Consider the following 21940-nt stretch of genomic DNA (forward strand, 5'->3'; position numbering starts at 1 on the left):
ATATATATCAAAAGAAAATTGCTAAAAGAGCAAACTGGATTTCCTTGGAGTGCTTGTAAAGGGATAGCTAAATATAGAGCACTATATGATTTTATTAGAATATGTGGTTAACGTCACAATTCAACTATAAGATTACATTTTGAAATTTTTGCGAAGGTAAAAAGAAGGTGAAGTTATGCCAAAAATAAAATTTTCAGAAGATATATTTATAACTAATTCTGAGTGTATAGAAAAAGATACTATTATGAATTTAAAAGAAAATAAAGACCATTTTGCAATTTATTCAAATAGTGGATATATTGCTGGCACGTATGATTATAGTTTAAAAAATGATATTTATAAATATTTTGAGATAATGGATTAGCATTACAATCCAAATATTGGAGGAATAAAAATGATGGTATGTGACTTTTGTGGAAAAAACGAGAATGAGGTTTATAGATTAGTAGCTAATAAAAACAATGCTATATGTAATAAATGTATAATGTTATGTTCAGAAATACTTTTATCAGAATTAGGAGAATTTAAAAAACTTAATATAAATGACTACAATGAAGAATAAGGAGTTTGAATATGAGAGAGATTAAATTTAGAGCATGGAATGAATGCGAAAAAATAATGGAATGTAATATTCAAGATGAGTACGACGGCGACCTATGTTGCTTCGGATGTTATCTAAATAATGAATTTTGGAAAGTTATGCAATATACCGGACTAAAAGATAAAAAAGGTGTTGATATCTATGAAGGAGATATACTTACATTTGCTTTTGAGGAACTAGATGGTACGAAGAAAAAAGGGTTTCTGATTATAGACGATATAACTGATTATGAAACAATGAATATTCTTAATATTGCTAATTTTACTGAAATAATAGGAAATATATATGAAAATTTACAAATTAATTTTTAAATATTATAGATTAGTTTAATGTTTTACATGGAGTTTAGGGGGAGTGAAAAATAATGAATCCATTTAGAATAAGTAAAAGTAATATCAAAGCGTTTATAGATAATTGCAATTATGAATTGACAGGATTACTAGAGACAGGTGAAATAACCATAGCAATTGTATCAGACCTTGAACGGGATACATTAAAAAAGGTAATGGAATCTTCAAATATAAATAAAGAACAAATTATAAAAGAACTAAATAATTTGACTGATAACCATACTAATGAAATTTTAGAGATTTATAAACAACTATCAGCCAATGATACATTAAATATTTGTAAGAAAAATGGTTTAAGGATTAAGGTGTAATTTATTTAAAATAAATAATTGAAAATAAAAAATATTTTGAAATATGCTTGACTTGTAGTACATTATGTACTACAATGATAGCAGATAGAGAGATAATAAATATATAATTAACTCAACATTAGTTATATGGAAAAAATTATGGATTGAATGTAGGAGGTGGTATAGTTTACAATTGTGTTAAGAATAATACACAGTTGGAGGAATTTAGATGCTAGATATAAAAAAGACAAAAGATAAGGCAATTCCTCGTGTGCGTATAACAGCACAAGAGGAAATTGAAATACTAAAAAGAATAAAAGAATTAGGAATAAACAATATATCTAACTATGTAAGGTATTGTATTAATAAAGACCTTAGAGAATCAGAAAAGACTAGGTAAAAACTTAGTCTTTTTTTAAAAAAACTATTGACTTACTTCAAGAAGTACGTTATAATATAATTAAAGGAAAGGGGATATAAAAATGGAAATAAAACTAAATACTAATTTAAAATATAAATTTATAGAGGGAAAAAAAGAGTTATAAAAGAAAAATACTATAGCATTAAAAAAATAAAAAATTTAGGAGTGGTTAATATGAAGATATTAGAAATGATAGATTTAATAGAAAAACATGATATGGCTAAAATAAAAATAGATAAAATAAGAATAAATAAAAAAATAACTAATGAAAACCTGTTAAACGAATGTTTACTTAACAAAAAATACTTTTTAATGTTGCTAGAAGTTAAGCATAGATTTGATTACTTAAAGGATATACTAAAAGCACACAGTAAAGAAGTTTCTGACAAGCAAATCTTATACGCTGTGTATTTAAGTGAAAGTGACCCTTATTTAAAAGATATGACAAGAAATTTTGATACAATAACACAAAAAGAAATGCAAGAACTAATAAGAGATTTTAGAAACTCAGCCGACTTAATTAAATAAAATTTTAATTTACAATTGAGGGAGGTATATAAATGGCATGGTATTATGGAGTTTTTAGTTGTGGACATGAAGGAAGGGTAAATATTATAGGTCCACATAAGAACAGAGAGTTTAAGAGAGAAAATGAGTTTAGAAAAATGTGTCCAGAATGTTACGAAAATTATATACAAGAGATTAAAGAAAGAAAAAATAAAGAAGCTGCAAAAAAGTCAAAAGAAATGGAATTACCATCTTTAGAAGGAACTGAAAAGCAAGTAATATGGGCCAATACATTGAGACAAGAATTTATTGAAAAATCAGAAAAATTAAATAAGGATGAACTAAAAAGATACCAAATGTGGGGCGGTGAGTTAGAAGGGTTAAAAGAAAGTGAAATTAAAGATATAGTAGATTACATTTTAATAAATAGAGATAATGCTAAATACTGGATAGATAACAGAGATAAGATAATTAGAACAATAGTACAAGAAAGAAAAAACTCTATTAAAACAGAGGAAGAAATAATAACCGAGAAACTAGAAGAAGAAGTTAAGTTAGAAAGCACCATTTTTCCAGAAAATAAAATTACAAATGTAGCAGTTGAAATAAATTATAGTAATGAAAAAATAACTCCTAAATTTGAAAAAAATTACGATTTTATAAATTTAGTTAAAGAATTAGGGTATAAATGGGATGGTAAGGAGTGGTCAAGAGAAATATATTATAAAACTGGAGATATAAAAGATAGAGTTGCAGAATTGGGTAATAAACTATTAAACAAAGGGTTTCCCGTTATTATTCTAGATGAAAAAGTTAGAGAAAAAGCTATAAATGGAGTATATGAGCAGGAATGCACTAGATGGATAAGTAAGAGGTTAAAAGGAGATAACAAAGACAAATTATCTATTAATTGGAATGGTATTAACGATAATTTATACAACGTTGCTAGAAAGCTACCAGGAAGTAAATGGGATAAAGGAGTTATAGTAAGAGTAGAATACTATAAAGAAGTTGAAGAATTTGCTAGATTGTATAATTTTAAATTTAGTCCTGGTGCCATGGATATTATTAAAAAATATAAAGAAAAAACTAACAACGTTGAAAAAGTTATACCACTTGAGGTTGAAGAACTTGAAAATAAAGACGGATTGAAAGAAATATTAAATTCTAACTCTGATATATTAGATGACTTAATAGATGATTGAGAAGGTGGATTATGTGCGGTTAAAAACAGATTTATTTAAACATCAAAAGAGGGCGGTTGAAAAATTAGCTAAAATAAAAGTTGGTGCATTATATATGGAAATGGGAACAGGCAAAACTAGAACAGCCTTGGAACTTATAAAAACAAGATTGGAAAATTGCAGGGTAAACCATATAATTTGGTTATGCCCTTGCTCGGTAAAAGAGAGTTTGAAAAGAGATATAAAAAAACACTCTACTGGTGATTTATCTATGTTTACTATTTGTGGTATAGAAACACTTTCTTCTAGTATTAGAGCCAATTCTATATTGTTAAAATTAGTTTTAAGAAAAAATTGCTATCTAATAGTAGATGAAAGTAATTTAGTTAAAAACCATAGAGCAAAAAGAACTGAAAATATAATGCGATTAGCTGAACATTGTAAATATAAATTAATTTTAAATGGCACTCCTATAAGCCGAAACGAAAAGGACTTATTTTCTCAGTGGTATATACTAGATTGGAGAATATTGGGATATCAAGGTTTTTGGTCATTTGCAGCTAATCATTTGGAATATGACAAAGATATACCTGGAAAAATAACTAGATGTCTTAATACAGATTACTTAGTTAGAAAAATATTACCATATACGTATCAAGTTAAAAAAGATGTTTGTTTAGATTTACCACAAAAGACATATGATACTAAATACTATTATTTAACAGATGAGCAGAATAAAAATTATAGATATGTAGCAGACGAATTGATGTTTTTAGTAGACGAAATGGAGCCACATACAATATACAGGCTATTTACAGGATTACAAAATGTTATTTGTGGATTTAAGTTAAAAATAACTAAAGATTTAAAGTTTATAAAAGAACCAATGTTTGAAAATCCATTAGATAATCCTAGAATACAAATGCTGTTAGACATATTAAAAATCTATGAAAAAACTATTATATTTTGTAAATACACAAAAGAAGTTAAAGATATAACAGTTGTATTAAACAAAAAATACGGGGAGGGTTCGGCTGTATCGTTTTATGGAGAATTAAATCAAAAAGAAAGACAAAAAAATTTAGAGTTATTTAAAAATAAAGCACAATTTTTTGTAGCAAATAAAACCTGTGCTGGATATGGATTAAATCTTCAATTTTGTAGTTATATTATTTATTATAGTAATGACTGGGACTATGCTACAAGGGCACAAAGTGAAGACAGGATACACCGAATAGGACAAAGTAAAACTGTGCATATAGTTGATATATGTGCGGCTTATACATTAGATGAAAGAATACTAAATTGCCTATTGAGAAAAGAAAACTTAGTAGACAGCTTTAAAAAAAGAATAGAAATACAAAAAGATGATAACTTTAAGTATATACATAATTTTATATATAAAAGAAATTATAATGGAAATAGATATATAAAACAAATTAATAATTTAGACAAAAGTGATTTAATGGAGGTTTTATAATGCCAAAAATCTACACTGATAAAAACGTTCTAGATGCTTCGCTTGAGCGTTTTGAAATAATGTTTAATGAAACAGATAATATGTATTTAAGCGTTAGTGGAGGAAAAGATAGTTCTATAATGTTGCAGTTGTGTGCAAAAGTTGCTAGGAAATTAAATAAAAAATTTAGTGTACTTTATATAGACTTAGAAGCACAATATAGACATACTATAGAACACGTAGAAGAACTAATGGAGTGTACTAAAGATGTAGTAGAGAAATTCTATTGGTGTTGTTTGCCTTTATCTTTAAGAAATGCAGTATCGGTTATTCAGCCAAAATGGATATGTTGGGATAAAAACGATATGCATAAATGGGTAAGGAAAATGCCAAATTACAAGTGTGTTATAAACGAAAATAATTATCCAAAAGAATGGACTTGGTTTGAGTGTGGAATGGAGTTTGAAGACTTTATTTTACATTTTGCTGAATGGTTTAATCAAACACACAGTGGCATAACATCAACAGGAGTAGGAATAAGAAGCAACGAAAGTCTTAATAGGTTTAGAACTATTATAAGTAAAACAAAGACTAAGTACAAAAATTATAATTGGACTACGCAAATTAAACTTGGTGCTAAATTTTTGAATGTATACAATTTTTATCCTCTTTATGATTGGGAAACTGGCGACGATTGGGGAGCAGTATCTAAATTAAACTTAAAATACAATTACATATATGAACTTATGTATAAAAATGGCGTAAGTATACATCAACAAAGACTTTGTCAGCCATATGGTGACGACCAAAGAAACGGACTAGACCAATTTAGAGCATTAGAACCAGAAACGTGGGAAAAAGTGCTTAATAGAGTTCATGGGGTTAACTTCGGAAATATATATTGTAGAACTTCCTTGTTAGGAAACATTAAATCAGAAAAGCCATTTAATATGACTTGGCAACAATATGCGGTGTTTCTGCTAGAAAGTTTAGGGTTATATGCTCCCGAACTAAGAGACCATTATGTAAAAAAAATAAAAACTTTTATTAAGTGGTATGAAGATAAGGAAGGAATATCACTTGATAAAATACCAGATACAGCAGATAAGAAACTTGAAAGCAGCAAAAAGATAGCTAGTTGGAGAAGGATAGCAAGAGCGATAGAAAAAAATGATTTTTGGATGGGTAGACTCAGCTTTGGACAAACGAAATCAGATGTTGAAAAAATGTTTGAGTTAAAAAAGAAATATAAAAACTTAATATATGGAAAAGATACGGATAGTAAACCACTTAAAAGAATTGCTGAAGAACTTAATAGGAGGTAATTAAAGTGTTGGAAAATTTAATTTGTGAATTAAAAAAAGAAATAAATAAATTAGAAAACATAGAAGATAAAGTTAATGCTTTAAATAGTGTCAGAGAAGCATTAAGGGAAGTAAGTCCATTTAAAGAGCCTGTAGACTGCATAAGATGGATTAAAACAGATTGTATACAGGCAAATGAGTACAATCCTAATAAAGTTGCTTCACCAGAAATGAAACTACTTCATACGTCAATTAAACTAGATGGGTATACACAACCCATAGTGGCATATAAGATTGACAATAATCATTACGAAGTGGTTGATGGTTATCATAGAAACAGAATAGGTAAAGAATATAAAGATATAAATAAAAGAATACATGGTTATTTACCATGCTCTATAATCGACAAGCCTTTAGACGAGCGAATAGGAAGCACAATAAGGCACAATAGAGCAAGGGGAACTCATCAAATAAGAAGCATGTCTGATATAGTAATAGACTTGGTAAAGCAAAAATGGGAAGATGAAGACATATGCAAAAAGCTTGGCATGGAATTAGACGAGGTAATAAGATTAAAACAAATAAGTGGATTAAAGGAAGCTTTTCAAAATCACTCATTTAGTAAATCGTGGGAAGAGTTTGAAAATAAATATTATAAAAATCAACAGAGGTGAAGAAATGGCTAAAATTACATTTAATAAAAGTGGTGGTGGAAGTGTAACCGGAAGATTAAATATACCAATGGTTTTATTGAAATCAATCGGTATAAATTTAATGGAACGTGACGTTGAACTATATGTTAAAGATAATAAAATAATAATAGAAAAGAAGTAATTTAAGTTGGACACATGTCCAACTTATTTTTGTTATAATAAAAATAATCGGAGGTGAAAAAATTTTTTCTATGATTAGTATACAAAGTAAAATATTTAAAATAATAAAAGCGTTAGAGGTAAAGGGGTATATTTATTTAATTAACAACGAACAAGTTTTTAGTTTTAAGAGTAATAAAACATTTAATTTAATAAAGCTATTTTATCTAATGCCAGTCGAGCAATACAACAAACTTTATCCAGAAAATAAGAAAGATGCTAATAAAAAATTGGTAAAAGTTGAGATAATTAAGTCTTTTAAAAAACAAGATATATTATTTAAGTTGATAGATATATATAGACAGGTAGGTGAATAAAATGAGTGAAAGTGCTAAGATTCCTAAATTGACACCCAGACAAAAAGCTTTTTGTGATTACTATATACAAACGGGAATTGGTTCAGAAGCGGCTAGAAGGGCGGGTTATAAGGGAAATAATTTAGATGTAATAGCTGCTCAAAACTTAACTAAACTTAGTATAGTGCGTTATTTAGAAGATAAAATGAAGGAAATAGATAATAATAGGATAGCAGATGCACAGGAAATATTAGAATTTTTAACAAGGATTATTAGAAACGAAGAAAAGGACCAGTTGGGTTTAGATGCAAGTTTACAAGATAGAATAGAAGCTGCAAAGGCACTATCAAAACGTTATCCGGAATTAGATTATAATTACATAATCAAAATAGGAAAACTTAAGCTTGAAGAAAGAAAAGTATCATTGTCAGAAAGACAGGTAGATAATCTGTGTGATGACATAGAATATGTCGTTGAGGATGACGATAATGAAGAAGATAATTAGGCTTAAAAGACCATATATAAATCCTAAATATAAATTTATGTTTGAAAAGGGGTATATACCATACAAATATAATATTTTGTATGGTGGAACAGGTTCATCTAAATCTTTTTCTTTAATAGAAAAGCTTGTAGATATGTGTATTAGATATTCTACTTTTGATATATTAGTAGTTCGTAAATACGCAACTACATTAAAAGATACTGTAGAAATGCCTTGGTTGGATATGATAAGCAAAAGATACATTAATAAAATGTCCGGAATTGGATTAGTAGAAGGTAGGGACTACACTTACAATAGGACACTAAAACACATTAAATTTAGCAGTGGAAGTATTGTAAGATTTAAAGGATATGATAACCCAGAAAAATTAAAAGGTATTGATAATGTAAACACTTTATGGCTAGAAGAAGCAACAGATTTCACACAGTCAGATTTAGAAGATATTCAAGATAGACTTAGAGCAACTCCACCAAACAATCACCCATGGGGAACAGAATTAAAAATATTCTTATCTTTTAATCCTATCTTTAAAACCCATTGGATTAGGACATATTTTTTCAAAGATGCAATAGATATGTCTGACGAAATTCATAAGGATACTGTAAATAATATAGTTACTACATTCGCCTTAAAAACTACCTGGAGAGATAATCATTACTATAATGGTCAATACAAAGATGAAAACCTAAGAAAAAAAATGCAGGAAATTAACCCGAGAAAATATGGCGTTCAGTGCAATGGTAATTGGGGTGTATTGGGTAAGCTTATATACGAGAACTGGGAAGTTATTAACTGTAATAAAGATTTATCCACTTATGATGGCATTAGTTATGGACTAGACTTTGGTTTTGAACATAGCACTGCGTTTCATGAGATAGCAATAAAAGATGGTGACATATATGTGTTAAGAGAATTATATAAGCCTAAATTAACAGCTAATGACATTATGAAAGAAATTAAGCGAATGTATCCCAATGGTTATAGCAATCTAAGGATATACGCTGATAATGCTAGACCAGAAGTTATAGAAGAAATGAAACGTAGCGGATTTAGTGGTATAAGGCCCTGTACTAAAGGAGCAAACAGTGTTCTAGAAGGTATTGAATGGTTACAAGATAGATGTATTTATATAGATGAAAGTTGTGTGGGGGCCCGTAATGAAATAGAAAGCTATCAATGGGAAAAAGATAAAAAGACAGGTGTTAGATTGCCTAAGCCTGTTAAGGTAAACGACGATGCAATGGATAGTATTAGGTATGGAACAGAAGGATTTAAAAACAATACTAATGTACGTATAATGTTTTGTTAGTTTCGATAAACGTAAATTTAGCGAAGTTGGAAATTGCTTGTTTTGTTTTTATTAATTTGCTGTCTTTTAAGTTAACTATAGATTAACCTTTACATTTGCTTGCATTATATAATTTAGTTTGCAATAATTAGATTTCAACCTGCTCAATTTTGAGCGGGTTCAATGTATTTAAAATGTGGTATAATTTACTAAAGAGGATAGTTTTGTTAAATATACAAAACAACACAGGTGCACTCCGAGCCTGTTTCCTCTTTAAATCGGAGAAAATTAAATAAAAATATCGGAGTCACATTAAGTGGCTCTTTTTTTGTGGAGGTGTTTTAATTGGCAAATTTAAGTTTAAACAAAATAGTAATAAGTGGTAATAAGACGATTAATCTTACGAAAAATACAGAACTAACTGTTAGATTTTACAAAAGTATACAGTCTGTTTCTGTAGTTAATCTAAGTAATAACGTTATATTTTTTAGAATTGACGGAGAATTAGCAACTATAGATAATTATAATTGCATTAAATTAGACGCAAATTTCAGAGGTTTTGACCTATATTCAAGCACGTTTTTTAATGAAATGTCTTTTATAAGTTCCTCAGATTCTCAATTTCAACTATTAAACATAAGGTAGGTGGATAATGTGGGATTGTATTTTTCTAACACTCCAGACTTAACAAAAGTTAAAGAAAATGAGTTAATGTATAAAGATACAAACGGAGATTTAAAAGGTACTGGAATATTTATTAAGGATAATATAATTGTATCAACTAAGGACTTAGAACTACCTCCGAACACATTGCATCTAGGTGACAATATAGAAATTCACGAAAATGGTGGGTTTATAGAAAACACTACAAATACACTAAACAAACGATATTTACTATTAGATTACCAAAATAGTAATGTGGGAACATCTAAACCAATTTATTACAAAAGAGAATTTCTAGAAATCAATGTAACAATCCAAGAAGATAACAGCACAATAATGAACAATATAACAGAAATAAATATTACACCAACACAGGATGAAGAAGTAAGCAAAGTATATTTCAGCTTAGTTGAACCAGTTACAAACTTTAAAACTAAGCTAGAGGTTAACGGAAAAGATGTAGCCTATTACCCAAGTAAGAACTCATGGAACGACAATACAATACAGGGATATAATTTAAGCAATGGAATAGTGGGTATAGATTTAAAACCACACTTTTCATTTTTAACAGATTATAATATAAAAATCTACATCAAAGCTGACAACAATATAAATCTAAATGGGAACGGTACAATACCTTATCTTGCAGTAGATAGACAAAAAATAAGTAAATTAGAAGTTGTAACAGAGAATCAGCAATTACTTTCCAATACTCACTATGTCAATCAAAATAAAAACGATATACAAGATGCTATAAATGAAGCATCGTATAGAGACATAATATACGTTGCACAAGGCTTATACGACGGACTAGATATAAACATAAATAATAAAAATGAATTAGCAATAGTATGTCCTTTGGTAGCCGGTTCACCTTCAACACAAATAAACAATAGGGCATTAAATATAACTAATTCTTTAAGAATAAAAATGGGTAACTTAAGAGTAGAGAAGCTAACTACTATTAGAGGGGGAACTGGTAGACACTATTTTAATAACATGAACTTTTTGGGAGGATTAACAATTGGGAATGAAAGTAATTTTATAATATTGCAAGGGTGTGAGTTTTCTGGAACTGTTACAATAAATTCAGATTTTGCAGGAGTGTTATACTGCATAAATTGTAATTTTCAAGATACAAACATAATAAACAACTCAACTCTACAACATGTTATAATTACCCAATGTACCAATTTGCCACCTGCACTTAACAATGTATATTTAGCGGGTTTAAATTCTTTTTCTAATATGTCTAGTAGATTAGATGTAACAAGTATTTACATAAATGGAGTTAATATAAATAATATATTTCAACCTAAACAATAGGGTGCTATCAAGCACTCTATTGCTGTATAATTATACAATTATAAATATTAAATTTGATTATATAACTAAAAACTATTAACTTTGTTACAATAAAATTAAAAGGAGTGATAACGTGAATTTGAAAGATTTATTCAAGATAAGAAAAAATAAATTTACACAAGTAATTAACGCAATTGATATACACTTGCAAACAAGGTATAAAAATAAAAAAATATGCTATTTACATAACTTTAAAGATGTTGTTATGCAAAATAGACTACCAGAAAGTGTACTGAGGTGATATAACAGATGATATTTTTAGCTTGGATAATAGTATATGTGCTACTTCTTATGGGATTTGAGAAGGATGTAATGTTTTTAACATTTTTACTTTACATAGGTATAAGCATGGAAAGTATTTTAAACAAATATAACAAATAACCAACTTCGTTAAAGGTAGATTTAGTGAAGTTGGAGTATAAAATCTAAAAGTGAACAGCAGGTTAATCTGTAATTAACTTTTATCACACACAAAATGCTCTGTATTTAGTTTAAATCTAGTTTAGGTGTAATGGCATATGTTTAGATTTAATCTTCTTAAAAATGATTTAAGGAAGATTTGAAGGGATAGTCATGATTTGTAAAATAAAGTGCATGTGTTGCAAACAAAAATGTAATATGTTAAAAGTAAAAAAGTTAAATTGATAAAAATGTAATTTCTTATATCAACAATATTTTGTTTTAAGTATTAATTTTTTTTAACGCTTAAATAACTAATATATATATTCTTTTTATATATTCTTTTTAAGATGTGTCTTTTTCAGTGTTTGTTTCAGTGTCTGATATAACACTAAAACTATTGATATTGCTACGTTATTCAGTGTCTTTGTCAGTGTCTTTCTCAGTGTCGATTTTGGAGGTGAATAAATGATTTATTTAACAATATTTTTATTTTATATTTATGTATTAACTGGTATTTTCATAAGTATAAAGTTATTTAAAAATACCATTGGTAAAATACTAGGTGGAATTTATTTTGGATTGTTTTGGTTGCCAATATTGGTTGCGGAGCGGATAAGAAATAGAATAGAGTGGTGATTATATGATAAGTTTAGAAAATGTTAAAACTGAACCATATGTAAAAATGGATCAATTAGGGTTTATAGATATTTCTATGGGATTAATAGAAAACAATACAAAACAATTATTCAAAATGATGAAAACTTTTATAGTTATTGATATAAGAGAGAATGTTTATGGCGTTTTAACTTATAAATGTTTGTGCAAAAGGTTTAGAAGTATTGCAGCAGGCGAACAAATACCTAAATATAACGTAATTTACGACACTATTAAAGATTTATGTACTGTTGAAGAAATTAAAGAATAATGGAGGTGGTTAAATGAAATTATCTAATATATTTGAATTAAAAGCTAGAGATAATAATAAAAATATCTACACTAAGATTATGAAAACACAAGGCAATAGCCCTCGTTATAGTGATGTAAATTACACTACTATAGCTAAAGAAGGTTACATGCGTAACTGGATTATATTTAGATGTATGCAAGAGATTATAAAAGGTGCGATACAGTTAAACTGGAAAGTCAAAAGAAAAAATGCCAATGGAGAAGACGAAGAAATATTAAATCATCCAGCTTTAAAAGTGTTGGAAAATCCTAATCCTTTGTACGGACAATCAGAATTAATAAAAAGAGCAATAGTATTTTATTATATACAAGGTGAGTCTCCTTTTTATAAAATACAAACATCGCTTGGAATAAAAGAATTGTATGTATATAGACCAGACAGAGTAAGTTTTACATCGAACGGGGATGTTCAAACACCTTATACAAATATCAAATATAACAAGGAGACTATAAAACCAGAAAATTTCATGTTGTGGAAAAATTTTAACCCAATGGATTCTTGGGATGGTATTGGCCATGGTATGAGTATGCTAGAACCTATACTTAAAAACGGAGACTTGCTAAATGAATTAGTTAATTGGAACATAAGTTTGTTACAGAACGGTGGTAATCTTAGCGGAGTAATTGCTTTAAACGAAAATGTTACTTACGACCAATTTGATAGAGCAGAAGAAAGTTTAAAGAACAAACATCAAGGTGTAGATAACGTGGGTAAATATATGTTATTGCAGGGTGTATCTAATTACATTAATACTGGTACTAATCCTAAAGACATGGATTGGTCACAAGGGAAAAAAGACACAATGATTGATATTTGTATAGGTATGGGAGTTGACCCTATACTTATCGGATTAAATGAAAATAGCAGCTACAACAATAAAAATGAAGCGGAGAAAGGATTATATACCAAAACAGTAATACCCCTCATGAGAGAATTATCCGACCAATTATCATTATTTTTAAACTTAGATACAGAAAAAGGAGAATATATCGACATAGATTATAGCCATATCCCAATTTTACAGGAAGATATTAAAGAAATGTATGATAGATTAAGTAAAGCTAAAGACATGACTATTAACGAGAAAAGAAAAGCTAAAGGAATGGACCCGATAGACGGTGGAGATATAATAGTGCCAGAGGGAATTTTTGCTATAGTAGATGGCAAAGTGTATTTACCTATGAACTTAATTGAGTTAGGGAATGAAAATATACAACTACAAGAAGAAAACAAGTCTTTTCTATACTAGAAAGAAAGGGGGTTGGTAAGGAAGAATTTATTAACAAAAAATTATTACATCAATATGACAGAATAATATTGCCTTTAGAAAAAAGATTTAACAGTAAAATAACAATAGTATTAAACAGGCAAGCAGATGAAATAAGCAAAGCATTTAAAAAGTATATGAATGAACGTAAATCTGATGATATAGATGAAAAAGAGGCAGAACGAGAAGCAGAAGAAATAAGTAACAATATATATAAGACGGATGAAGGTGTACAGACGATAACGAAATCATTATTACCACTTTATATTAATGCTGCCGAATTAGGAAATGAGTTCTTTAACAACATACACTTTACAAACGAAGGTGAAGGTACTCTATTTGCAATAATTAGAGAAGATTATTTACAATGGCTAAATGAGTATGGGGCAGAACAAGTAGTTAATATAAATACTACTACTAAAGAATTAACAAGGAGAATAATTAAAGATGGATTACTTAAGGGTGATAGTATAGATAGCATATCAAAAGAATTAAGCAGTAAAATAAAACAATATTCAAAAGCTAGAGCTGTTAATATTTCCCAAACAGAAATACATAATTCTTTCATGAAAGCTAATTTTTTAACAGCAAATAAAAGCGGGTTTAAATATAAGCGATGGCTAAGTGCGAGAGACGAATCCGTAAGACTTGACCATAAAGCTTATGATTCACTGGGTTGGGTTGAGTTTGGGTATATGTATGCTCCAGGACTGGAATATCCAGGTGATTCTAGGGCAAATGTTAGCCAGGTTGCAAGATGCAGGTGTGTGCTTAGATATGCAGTTGAACGAGAGGGATAGAGTTCCTTCTCGTTTTTGTTAATTTGTAATTAACTTAAAGTTAATTACATCTTGACAAAATTAATCATTAGACGTATAATAAGTATAATAAATAATTTATAGTAATTTTAAAAAAATATTTGGAGGGTAAGGATTATGAATAAGGTACAAAGACATATTGGTATATGTGAGAAACTTAAAGAAACTTATCAATCTAAGAATCATGACTACGGAGACAGTTTCTCCGAAACTTATAAGAAGTTAGGTATAATTTCAGCTATTACAAGGATAACAGATAAGGTTAATAGGTTACAAAGTTTATGTACTAAAGAGCAACTCGTTAGTGATGAATCTATAGAAGATACATTAATGGATTTAGCAAACTATAGCATAATGACTTTGATAGAAATAAAAGAACAATAAAAGAGATTAAATTCATTTCTATCCTATAAATTTAAAAAGGAGACTAATAGAAATGTTGAGTATATTGACTAATTTTGGATGTCATTGGAGTTGTAGATATTGTGTATATAGAGAAAATGGAATAAACATTAAAATAACAGATTATAGAACTTTTGGGTGGAAGGAATTAGAAGAAGAACTAAAACAACATAAAGGAGAACTTGTTAGTATATCTGGCGGTGGAGACCCTTTGTATGATTATAATAAAGATACACACAGAAGTAAAATGTTTTACAATAAATTATTTTTATTATTGGAAAAATATAATTGTATCTTAGAATTACATACATCTATATTAATAGAAGAGTTCCCATATGATAAATGTGAAAGAGTTGTATTTCATTTAACCACACCTACACAAATAGGTCTAATAAATAATAGATTGTTTGAATTACCTAAATTAGTAAGAGTAGTTTTTGTGGTTCAAGATTATTATACAAATAAATTAATACTACAAATAGTAAGATATGTAAATGATAATAATAATGCAGTTAATGAATTATCTTTTAGACAAATGATAGGAAGCAATGGAGAGACAAAATATTATTGCCATGAATTCTTAAAACAAGGGCATATGAAACTTTGGTATTACATAGAGCAATGTGATTATAATGAATATTTTGTAGATGACCATATAGAAAGAGAATATTTAAAAATAAAATAACTATTTTATAACAACTTAAAGTAATTTAAAATAGATTAAAAGGAGATGATTTTATGAAAGGCAAAGATATGATAAAACTAATAAAAGAACGTGATTTAGAAGATATGAATTTGGAATTTGTTATATCAGAAGTTAATGAACGTGGTATACATGTTAAAACATTTGGAATTGATAAATTGTGTGATATAGGCTATTCAGAAAATGCAGTTTCATTTGATGGGGATGAAAAGTAAAATAAAAATTAAAGGAGGAATAAAATATGGATTTAACTTATATAGAAAACTTTAGGAAACAACAAAAAATAACTACAAGAAAGTTTGCTGAAATGTGTAAAATGGAACCTTCACGATATTGTGATTTGAAATTTAATAGAGAAAAGCCTACAGTGCAAGAGGGAAGCAATATAATTAAGGCAGTTGTAAATATAAGAATGAAAGATAGTCCATGTAATACTTGCTGTGAATATAAGGATAGAGAATGTACAAGAGTAGGTATTAATGGAGAAATCGGCGTGTGTTGGATGGAAAAATCGGAGAGTGAATATTAAATTATGTTATCTTTAATGGATATCAAAGAAACTTTAGATTTTTTTAAAAAGTTGCCAAATAGAGTTAAACTTAAATGTTTAACAGATAATTTCATACAAGATTATGATAAAGCATTCAAAACAATAAAAGAATCACTTAAAAAACAAATTAAACTTGAAGTAGAAGAAGGTACAGAAGGTGGATTTGACTTCTATTGCCAGTGCGGAAATTATCTATGTGATGTAAAAAACAAAACTATTAATTATTGTCCAAAATGTGGACAAAAACTTGATTGGGATTAATACACAGCTTGATTACATTCCTAAGGAGGAAAGGTAAAAATGAGAAAATTTAAAGTTGAAGTTATTACTACTAAAGAATATGAAATTAAAATAGATGAAACTAAAATAGATAAGGAGGTTTTAGATAATTTTGAAAGATATTTTTATGACTTAGATGTTGAAGAAGATAGAATAAAATCAATGGCAAATGATTATTGCAGATTAAGGGCAACAGGGTTTGATGGTTCTATTGAGGGGTATGGATTTGTATTAGAAGATGGAAAAGTTCCATTCAGTGCAAGATTTAGTGGTTTAGAAGAAAAAGACATAACAAATGGCATAGATTTTAAAGTGATAGATGATGGTACACAAGGTCTTGAGATAGAAGTTGAAGAAATAATTTAATGTGTATTACAAATAGCAACTACAGTAGCTGAAATTATTGTGAGGGAGGAAATGAAAATAAAACAATGTTCAAAGTGTGGCGGAGAAGGAATTTTAAAAACAACTTACGATACAGAGTGGGTTGAATGTAAAAATTGTGGAATCCGAACTGAAAAAGAAGTCGGCGACTATTACGATGAAGGTTTCATGGATGGAAGTTACGCAATACCAAAATGGAATAAAGGAATAGTAATATAGAAGCTTTAAAAGCTTTTATAATTATTGCTATTGAAAATCAAATTGAAATAGATAGAGATAAAAATAATAATTTGTAATATGAAATCATTATGAGGGAGTGGTATTTATGAAGATTGACTTAACAGAAGAATATAAAGATGGAAATTGTTTAACTATACCTAACAATGCAATATGTTGCTATGCATGTCTAAACTATAAGTTTGATACAGATTATGAATGTGAAAAACATGGACATATAAACAGTTTAGTATCAAGTAGATGTGATGAATATGAAACCATACTTTTAGAAGATGATTAATTTACAATCAAAATAGTAGAAACAGGAATGGAATAATTATGATTTATCTACATCTAGACTTAAAGGAGGGGACAATAATATTCAGTACAACACAAATAATTAATTATTTACTTAATAAACCACATAAAGGGGACAAAGTATTTACAGATACTATAGATCAAATTTTAAGTTATATGTGTTGGAGAGATACAAAAGGAGCTATACTTATATTTAATAGAAATAAAAATTTAAGTAATATAATAAAAAAAATACCTGATTTATCACAAAAACACCCTAATTATAAAAAAGAAATTAATATTCAGCAAGAAACATGGTTTAGATATATTTTTACTCAACCCAATGATAATAATAGAGAAATCTTGTTAACTATAATGGTATTTGATATTCCTGTTGAAAAAAAAGTAATTGAAATAAATGTAAAATTTTACAATAATTAATAAAAAGGCGAGGTTTTCATTAATGAAAGGTATATGCGAATATAAAAATAAAGTAATACAAAATGTAAAATATAAATCAGAAAATAGATGGTTTATATGTGAAAGAAATGGAGAAAGAACTTCAATAAATGGTAGGGAAATATATCCACAAGGAACATTAAAAGAAGCCAAAGAAATTGTAGATAGATTAGATAATAAAAATCATGAATAATAGAGGTGAAAAATATGAAAATATTGCGAAGGAGTGAATTAAAATTGAAAAAGTATGAACTTGTAATTGAAAATCCTACAGATGCTTTTATTTTAGACAAAGAAGAAAATAAAATAGTTGCTTTATGTAATACTAAAAGACCTGACTTAGAATTTAATAAGTTAGAAACTTTAATAGAAAAAGCAAATAAAAATATAAAACAATTATTTCAATTAGGTGATATTGCCTATATGATAGACGAAGATTATAGGTTCTTTGAAAGTGAAGTTTATAGGATAGAATTAGATAATGGTAAGTATTACTATACTGCTGATGATTGCGACTTTGAAGATGGAGATATTGGCAACTGGGTATTTAAATCTGAAATAGAAAGAGAATTACATTTAGAAGCATTAATGTAGTACACAATTCAAAGAGTAGATCCAGGAATGAAATTATTGTGAAGGAGGTAAAGCAATGTTTGAATATATTATAGAAGATGAATTAGAAACATTAAAAGAAATGATTAAAAATAATCAACTATCAAATGATAAAAGCAATAATTTTGTAGTTGATTATGAATTAGAGGACGAACTCTCACATGATACAATATGGGAAATTCAATGCGAATTTATAGAACAGGCTAAAGAATATTTAGAGGAGAATTGTCCTAATAAATATGTAATCTACTGTGATTGGTGTGTTCATATTTGCAGTATAGACTTTGCAAAAGAAAGATTGAAAAATACAAGATACGAAATATGTTAATTCGCAATCCAAAGATATTATAAAGAGGTGATAATTTGTTAAAATACATGGTTGCATTAGCGTTAATAACTTGTTTTTTGGTTATAGAGTTATATAAAATTAATTAGGAGGATAAAAATGAATAAATGTGTTATTACTGGACGTCTTACTAAAGACCCAGAATTAAAGTTTGTTCCAGGTAGTGGGAAAGCAGTAGCAAATTTTACACTTGCGGTTGATAGAAAATTTAAACAAGAAGGACAACAGAGTGCAGATTTTATTCCGGTAGTTGTTTGGGGTAAGCAGGCTGAGTCTACAGCTAACTATATGAGAAAAGGAAGTCAATTGTCTGTGGCAGGTAAAATTCAAACTAGAAACTATGAATCTAAAGATGGAACAAGAATATATGTTACTGAGGTAGTTGCAGATGAAGTTCAGTTCCTAGAGTGGGGAAATAAACAGCAGTCAACTACACCTCAAGGGTATGATTCTAAATATGTGTCTAATACATCGGGTGGATTTAACAACAATTCTTTTGATGAGGATATCACTCCTGTAGATGACGAAATTCCATTTTAAGGGGGTTTAAATGTGAATAGAATAGAAATAATTCCCTACAACAACTTAGACGAAAGGTGGGAATTGTGTAGGGAATTAGAAAAAGAATATAAAAATAAAAGATTTAAAAATTATAAAGATTTAGGAAACTGTTTTATAGTTAAACATTATAACACAAAGCACAACATAAGGATGTAATATATATGGAAAGTACAGATATATATGAATTGGATGAAATATATTATACAGACATAGAAGCAATGCAAGTTGTAACAGAAATTAGAACAAGCTTACAACTCAATATGTTAAATCCAACAATAACAAAAAAAGATTTAATTGATTGGTTTGCTAATATACAAATTAAGAAAAAAGATATTAATTTTTGCAAAAACGTAACCTGTATAGACTTAATTGAAATAGCAAGAGAGTGCGGGCTAAAGATTATTCAATAGAAATAAGATAACTATAAATATAATATAGTTTTATAAAAGGGTAGATTTTTCTGCTCTTTTGTTAATTATAGATTTACTATAAGTTAATTACAAGTTAAAATTATGTTATAATAAGTATATTAAAAGGCGGTGAGTTATATGGAATATAAAAACATTGTGTTAGAAATTAAAGAAATAAACAATAAGGGCATATTCAGTGGAGTCGCCAGTCCTTATAACAATGTAGACTTGGGAGGTGATAGAGTTCTTCCAAGCGTAGCTGATAAAAATAGAAATAAAACTATACCGTATTTATGGCAACATAAGACTACAGAACCAATTGGACAAGTAAAGTTATTTTCTACATCGCAAGGTTTGGAGTTTGAAGGTAAATTATACTTAGATACAAACGAGCAAGGAATACCACTTATACCTAATGCACACAAGGCATATCTTCTTATGAAAAATAAGCAATTAAAAAACAGCATTGGATATAAGACTTTAGATTATGAATATGTAACAGAGGGCAAGAAAACTATAAGAAACTTAAAAGATATTGAAATTATGGAAGTTTCAGCAGTAACTTTTCCCATGAATCCCAAGGCTACTATTACTGATGTAAAGGGGGAAGGAGGTAATGAAAATATGGAATTAAAAGAAAAAGTAGAAAGTTTAGAACAACAAATAATCTCTATAACAGAAATGTTAAAACCTTTGCAAGAGGAAAAAACATTTTCTGATAAAATAGAAGAATTTAAAAGTTTTTTAGAATTAGAAAGAAAGGCAGGTCAAACATTAAGTAAAAGAAACATAGAAAAAATAAATAGCGTACTTAAAGTTTTAAAAGAATTAACAGGAGAGGAAATAGACGAAAATGACAAGGCGTGTGGAATAGCTAAAAAACCTAAAAAACAAGACAATGTACAACTAAAGTCTGATGAAATAGAAGCTTTAAAAGACTTGTTTAACACTGTAAATAAAAAGGAGGAAGATAATTAATGGAAATAAAAGATATGGTAAAGGAAATTAAAAATGCGATTGACCAGAAAGCAGATAGTAGACAGATAGAAGATATAAAAAAAAATATTGAAGAATTAGAACTTAAATTACAAAGACCTACAATATATCCTACTTCACAGGAAATGAAACATAAGTATTTTGATGGACAAAAAGCAGCTAGGTTATGGAAATGTCAAATTTACGCACAGAAAGAAAAAAAGAGTGTTATAGATGCAGCAAATGAAATCTATAATCTCGATGAAGATTTTGTAAATGAAGTTAAAACATTAATGGCAGGTGGAAATGCGGGCCAGTTAATAGAAACACAATATTATTCAGAAATATTGCCATTACTTTATAATAAAACTATCTTTGACAAGATGGGCGTTAGAAGGTTGCCGATGCCAAAGGGAAATTTGACAATTAGAAAAATGATAAGCGGTACAACAGCGGCTTATATTGGAGAAACTAAGGCACCAAAACCAAGTTTTGCAAGGTTTGCAAGTCTTAAATTATCAAGTAAAAAATTATCAATAAAAACTATTCTTTCAAATGATTTAATTAGAGACGCTTCACCAGAAGCTGATAGAATCGTAAGAGACGATATGGTAATGCAAATGAGAATTTCAATGGACTATAACGTATTATATGGACTAGGAACAGAATTTACTCCTACTGGTATAGCTAATGCAGAAGGTGTAACAAAAGTAACTAAATCAGAAGTTATTGACGGTGATAAGTTATACTCTTATATGGTTACACCGTTAAAAAAGGCTAATATACCCATGACAAATTTAGGATGGGTATTTAATCCAGATGTATTTACAATACTTTATAACGAAACTTTCCCTAATGGAAATTATAAATATAGAGATGAATTAAAAAACGGTAGATTACATGGTATCCCATTTGTTGAAACTAATCAGATAGCTACTGGAACAGATGCAAAAGGAAAAGTAGATATATTCTTAGGGGATTTTGACCAATTTATGATTGGAGAACAAATGGCATTAGAAGTTAAAACAAGTGAAGATGCGTCATACTATGATGAAGAAGGAAATTTACAAAGTGCATTTGATAATGATGAAACAGTTATCAAGGGATTAATGATACACGATTTTGGAGTTGCATATGGAAAGGCGTTTACAATTGGTAATTTCCAAACTATAGCCTAGGAGGTATAA

Annotated in this window: 38 protein-coding genes; all 38 read left to right on the forward strand. The window is 28.4% G+C overall.

From position 1 onward, the window contains the following. The first annotated feature begins 175 nt into the window (after nt 1-175). Nucleotides 176-364 carry a hypothetical protein gene (locus EJL03_RS08915; RefSeq protein ID WP_125153629.1) on the forward strand — a complete coding sequence of 63 codons (189 nt, stop codon included), beginning with the start codon at nt 176-178 and terminating at the stop codon, nt 362-364. 30 nt (nt 365-394) lie between these two features. Next, on the forward strand, nt 395-562 hold the full coding sequence (locus EJL03_RS08920) for a ClpX C4-type zinc finger protein (RefSeq protein ID WP_125153630.1): 168 nt from the start codon (nt 395-397) through the stop codon (nt 560-562). An 11-nt stretch (nt 563-573) separates the two neighbouring features. Further along, entirely contained in the window at nt 574-912 is a 339-nt protein-coding gene (locus EJL03_RS08925) for a YopX family protein (RefSeq protein WP_125153631.1), read from the forward strand. Nucleotides 913-965: 53 nt separating this feature from the next. Next, nucleotides 966-1262 carry a hypothetical protein gene (locus EJL03_RS08930; protein ID WP_125153632.1) on the forward strand — a complete coding sequence of 99 codons (297 nt, stop codon included), beginning with the start codon at nt 966-968 and terminating at the stop codon, nt 1260-1262. A gap of 208 nt (nt 1263-1470) precedes the next feature. Beyond that, entirely contained in the window at nt 1471-1641 is a 171-nt protein-coding gene (locus tag EJL03_RS16065; protein ID WP_164509050.1) for a hypothetical protein, read from the forward strand. A gap of 195 nt (nt 1642-1836) precedes the next feature. Further along, on the forward strand, nt 1837-2190 hold the full coding sequence (locus tag EJL03_RS08935) for a hypothetical protein (RefSeq protein ID WP_125153633.1): 354 nt from the start codon (nt 1837-1839) through the stop codon (nt 2188-2190). Between the two features lie 32 nt (nt 2191-2222). After that, nucleotides 2223-3374 carry a hypothetical protein gene (locus EJL03_RS08940; RefSeq protein ID WP_125153634.1) on the forward strand — a complete coding sequence of 384 codons (1152 nt, stop codon included), beginning with the start codon at nt 2223-2225 and terminating at the stop codon, nt 3372-3374. A gap of 13 nt (nt 3375-3387) precedes the next feature. After that, nucleotides 3388-4833, forward strand: a complete 1446-nt coding sequence (locus tag EJL03_RS08945) for a DEAD/DEAH box helicase (protein WP_243108694.1) — start codon at nt 3388-3390, stop codon at nt 4831-4833. After that, entirely contained in the window at nt 4833-6137 is a 1305-nt protein-coding gene (locus EJL03_RS08950) for a DUF3440 domain-containing protein (protein WP_125153635.1), read from the forward strand. Before EJL03_RS08945 ends, EJL03_RS08950 begins: the two co-directional genes overlap by 1 nt. A 5-nt stretch (nt 6138-6142) precedes the next feature. Further along, nucleotides 6143-6790, forward strand: a complete 648-nt coding sequence (locus EJL03_RS08955) for a ParB N-terminal domain-containing protein (protein ID WP_125153636.1) — start codon at nt 6143-6145, stop codon at nt 6788-6790. 4 nt (nt 6791-6794) lie between these two features. After that, nucleotides 6795-6950: an AbrB/MazE/SpoVT family DNA-binding domain-containing protein gene (locus EJL03_RS08960; RefSeq protein ID WP_125153637.1), complete on the forward strand. Its 156-nt coding sequence runs from the start codon at nt 6795-6797 to the stop codon at nt 6948-6950. A gap of 70 nt (nt 6951-7020) precedes the next feature. Then, the gene (locus tag EJL03_RS08965) at nt 7021-7305 is read left to right on the forward strand and encodes a hypothetical protein (RefSeq protein ID WP_125153638.1); all 285 of its coding nucleotides are present in this window, start codon (nt 7021-7023) and stop codon (nt 7303-7305) included. A gap of 1 nt (nt 7306) precedes the next feature. After that, a complete protein-coding gene (locus tag EJL03_RS08970; RefSeq protein ID WP_206427357.1) occupies nt 7307-7789 on the forward strand; it encodes a terminase small subunit in 483 nt (160 codons plus the stop codon). Beyond that, on the forward strand, nt 7773-9098 hold the full coding sequence (locus tag EJL03_RS08975) for a PBSX family phage terminase large subunit (protein WP_164509051.1): 1326 nt from the start codon (nt 7773-7775) through the stop codon (nt 9096-9098). The genes EJL03_RS08970 and EJL03_RS08975 overlap by 17 nt, the downstream gene beginning before the upstream one ends. Before the next feature lie 324 nt (nt 9099-9422). Continuing rightward, the gene (locus EJL03_RS08980; protein ID WP_125153640.1) at nt 9423-9722 is read left to right on the forward strand and encodes a hypothetical protein; all 300 of its coding nucleotides are present in this window, start codon (nt 9423-9425) and stop codon (nt 9720-9722) included. Between the two features lie 9 nt (nt 9723-9731). Then, nucleotides 9732-11066, forward strand: coding sequence for a hypothetical protein (locus EJL03_RS08985; RefSeq protein WP_125153641.1), 1335 nt, complete (start codon nt 9732-9734; stop codon nt 11064-11066). A gap of 288 nt (nt 11067-11354) precedes the next feature. Then, nucleotides 11355-11486 carry a hypothetical protein gene (locus EJL03_RS16610; RefSeq protein WP_279222069.1) on the forward strand — a complete coding sequence of 44 codons (132 nt, stop codon included), beginning with the start codon at nt 11355-11357 and terminating at the stop codon, nt 11484-11486. A gap of 486 nt (nt 11487-11972) precedes the next feature. Further along, nucleotides 11973-12143 (forward strand): hypothetical protein, encoded by a 171-nt coding sequence (locus tag EJL03_RS16070; RefSeq protein WP_164509052.1) that lies wholly within the window; start codon nt 11973-11975, stop codon nt 12141-12143. A gap of 4 nt (nt 12144-12147) precedes the next feature. Further along, entirely contained in the window at nt 12148-12432 is a 285-nt protein-coding gene (locus tag EJL03_RS08990; RefSeq protein WP_125153642.1) for a hypothetical protein, read from the forward strand. A 79-nt stretch (nt 12433-12511) separates the two neighbouring features. After that, entirely contained in the window at nt 12512-13723 is a 1212-nt protein-coding gene (locus EJL03_RS08995; protein ID WP_164509053.1) for a phage portal protein, read from the forward strand. A gap of 68 nt (nt 13724-13791) precedes the next feature. Continuing rightward, the gene (locus EJL03_RS09000) at nt 13792-14541 is read left to right on the forward strand and encodes a structural protein (RefSeq protein ID WP_164509054.1); all 750 of its coding nucleotides are present in this window, start codon (nt 13792-13794) and stop codon (nt 14539-14541) included. A 132-nt stretch (nt 14542-14673) separates the two neighbouring features. Then, on the forward strand, nt 14674-14943 hold the full coding sequence (locus EJL03_RS09005) for a DUF1599 domain-containing protein (RefSeq protein ID WP_125153645.1): 270 nt from the start codon (nt 14674-14676) through the stop codon (nt 14941-14943). Between the two features lie 52 nt (nt 14944-14995). Beyond that, complete coding sequence (locus EJL03_RS09010; protein ID WP_125153646.1) at nt 14996-15646, forward strand: hypothetical protein; 651 nt, start codon at nt 14996-14998, stop codon at nt 15644-15646. Between the two features lie 53 nt (nt 15647-15699). After that, nucleotides 15700-15879, forward strand: coding sequence for a hypothetical protein (locus EJL03_RS09015; RefSeq protein ID WP_125153647.1), 180 nt, complete (start codon nt 15700-15702; stop codon nt 15877-15879). Between the two features lie 26 nt (nt 15880-15905). Then, nucleotides 15906-16193, forward strand: coding sequence for a hypothetical protein (locus tag EJL03_RS09020; RefSeq protein ID WP_125153648.1), 288 nt, complete (start codon nt 15906-15908; stop codon nt 16191-16193). A gap of 15 nt (nt 16194-16208) precedes the next feature. Further along, nucleotides 16209-16475 carry a hypothetical protein gene (locus EJL03_RS09025; RefSeq protein ID WP_125153649.1) on the forward strand — a complete coding sequence of 89 codons (267 nt, stop codon included), beginning with the start codon at nt 16209-16211 and terminating at the stop codon, nt 16473-16475. Between the two features lie 39 nt (nt 16476-16514). Continuing rightward, a complete protein-coding gene (locus EJL03_RS09030) occupies nt 16515-16859 on the forward strand; it encodes a hypothetical protein (RefSeq protein WP_125153650.1) in 345 nt (114 codons plus the stop codon). Between the two features lie 51 nt (nt 16860-16910). Further along, nucleotides 16911-17096, forward strand: a complete 186-nt coding sequence (locus EJL03_RS09035; RefSeq protein ID WP_125153651.1) for a Lar family restriction alleviation protein — start codon at nt 16911-16913, stop codon at nt 17094-17096. Nucleotides 17097-17202: 106 nt separating this feature from the next. Then, nucleotides 17203-17394, forward strand: a complete 192-nt coding sequence (locus EJL03_RS09040; protein ID WP_125153652.1) for a hypothetical protein — start codon at nt 17203-17205, stop codon at nt 17392-17394. Nucleotides 17395-17432: 38 nt separating this feature from the next. Then, entirely contained in the window at nt 17433-17831 is a 399-nt protein-coding gene (locus tag EJL03_RS09045) for a hypothetical protein (protein WP_125153653.1), read from the forward strand. Between the two features lie 22 nt (nt 17832-17853). After that, nucleotides 17854-18042 (forward strand): hypothetical protein, encoded by a 189-nt coding sequence (locus tag EJL03_RS09050; RefSeq protein ID WP_125153654.1) that lies wholly within the window; start codon nt 17854-17856, stop codon nt 18040-18042. Nucleotides 18043-18086: 44 nt separating this feature from the next. Then, nucleotides 18087-18443, forward strand: coding sequence for a regulator (locus EJL03_RS09055; RefSeq protein WP_125153655.1), 357 nt, complete (start codon nt 18087-18089; stop codon nt 18441-18443). Between the two features lie 55 nt (nt 18444-18498). After that, nucleotides 18499-18789 carry a hypothetical protein gene (locus EJL03_RS09060; protein WP_125153656.1) on the forward strand — a complete coding sequence of 97 codons (291 nt, stop codon included), beginning with the start codon at nt 18499-18501 and terminating at the stop codon, nt 18787-18789. Between the two features lie 117 nt (nt 18790-18906). After that, the gene (locus tag EJL03_RS09065) at nt 18907-19347 is read left to right on the forward strand and encodes a single-stranded DNA-binding protein (protein ID WP_125153657.1); all 441 of its coding nucleotides are present in this window, start codon (nt 18907-18909) and stop codon (nt 19345-19347) included. Between the two features lie 12 nt (nt 19348-19359). Further along, nucleotides 19360-19524, forward strand: coding sequence for a hypothetical protein (locus EJL03_RS16075; protein ID WP_164509055.1), 165 nt, complete (start codon nt 19360-19362; stop codon nt 19522-19524). 5 nt (nt 19525-19529) lie between these two features. Further along, nucleotides 19530-19778, forward strand: a complete 249-nt coding sequence (locus EJL03_RS09070; RefSeq protein ID WP_125153658.1) for a hypothetical protein — start codon at nt 19530-19532, stop codon at nt 19776-19778. Nucleotides 19779-19916: 138 nt separating this feature from the next. Continuing rightward, nucleotides 19917-20756, forward strand: coding sequence for an HK97 family phage prohead protease (locus tag EJL03_RS09075; protein WP_125153659.1), 840 nt, complete (start codon nt 19917-19919; stop codon nt 20754-20756). Beyond that, a complete protein-coding gene (locus tag EJL03_RS09080; RefSeq protein WP_125153660.1) occupies nt 20756-21931 on the forward strand; it encodes a phage major capsid protein in 1176 nt (391 codons plus the stop codon). Before EJL03_RS09075 ends, EJL03_RS09080 begins: the two co-directional genes overlap by 1 nt. Nucleotides 21932-21940 lie beyond the last annotated feature (9 nt).

Origin of the sequence: Clostridium rectalis (assembly GCF_900626095.1) — a bacterium.
Classification (GTDB): Bacteria; Bacillota; Clostridia; order Clostridiales; family Clostridiaceae; genus Clostridium_AS; species Clostridium_AS rectalis.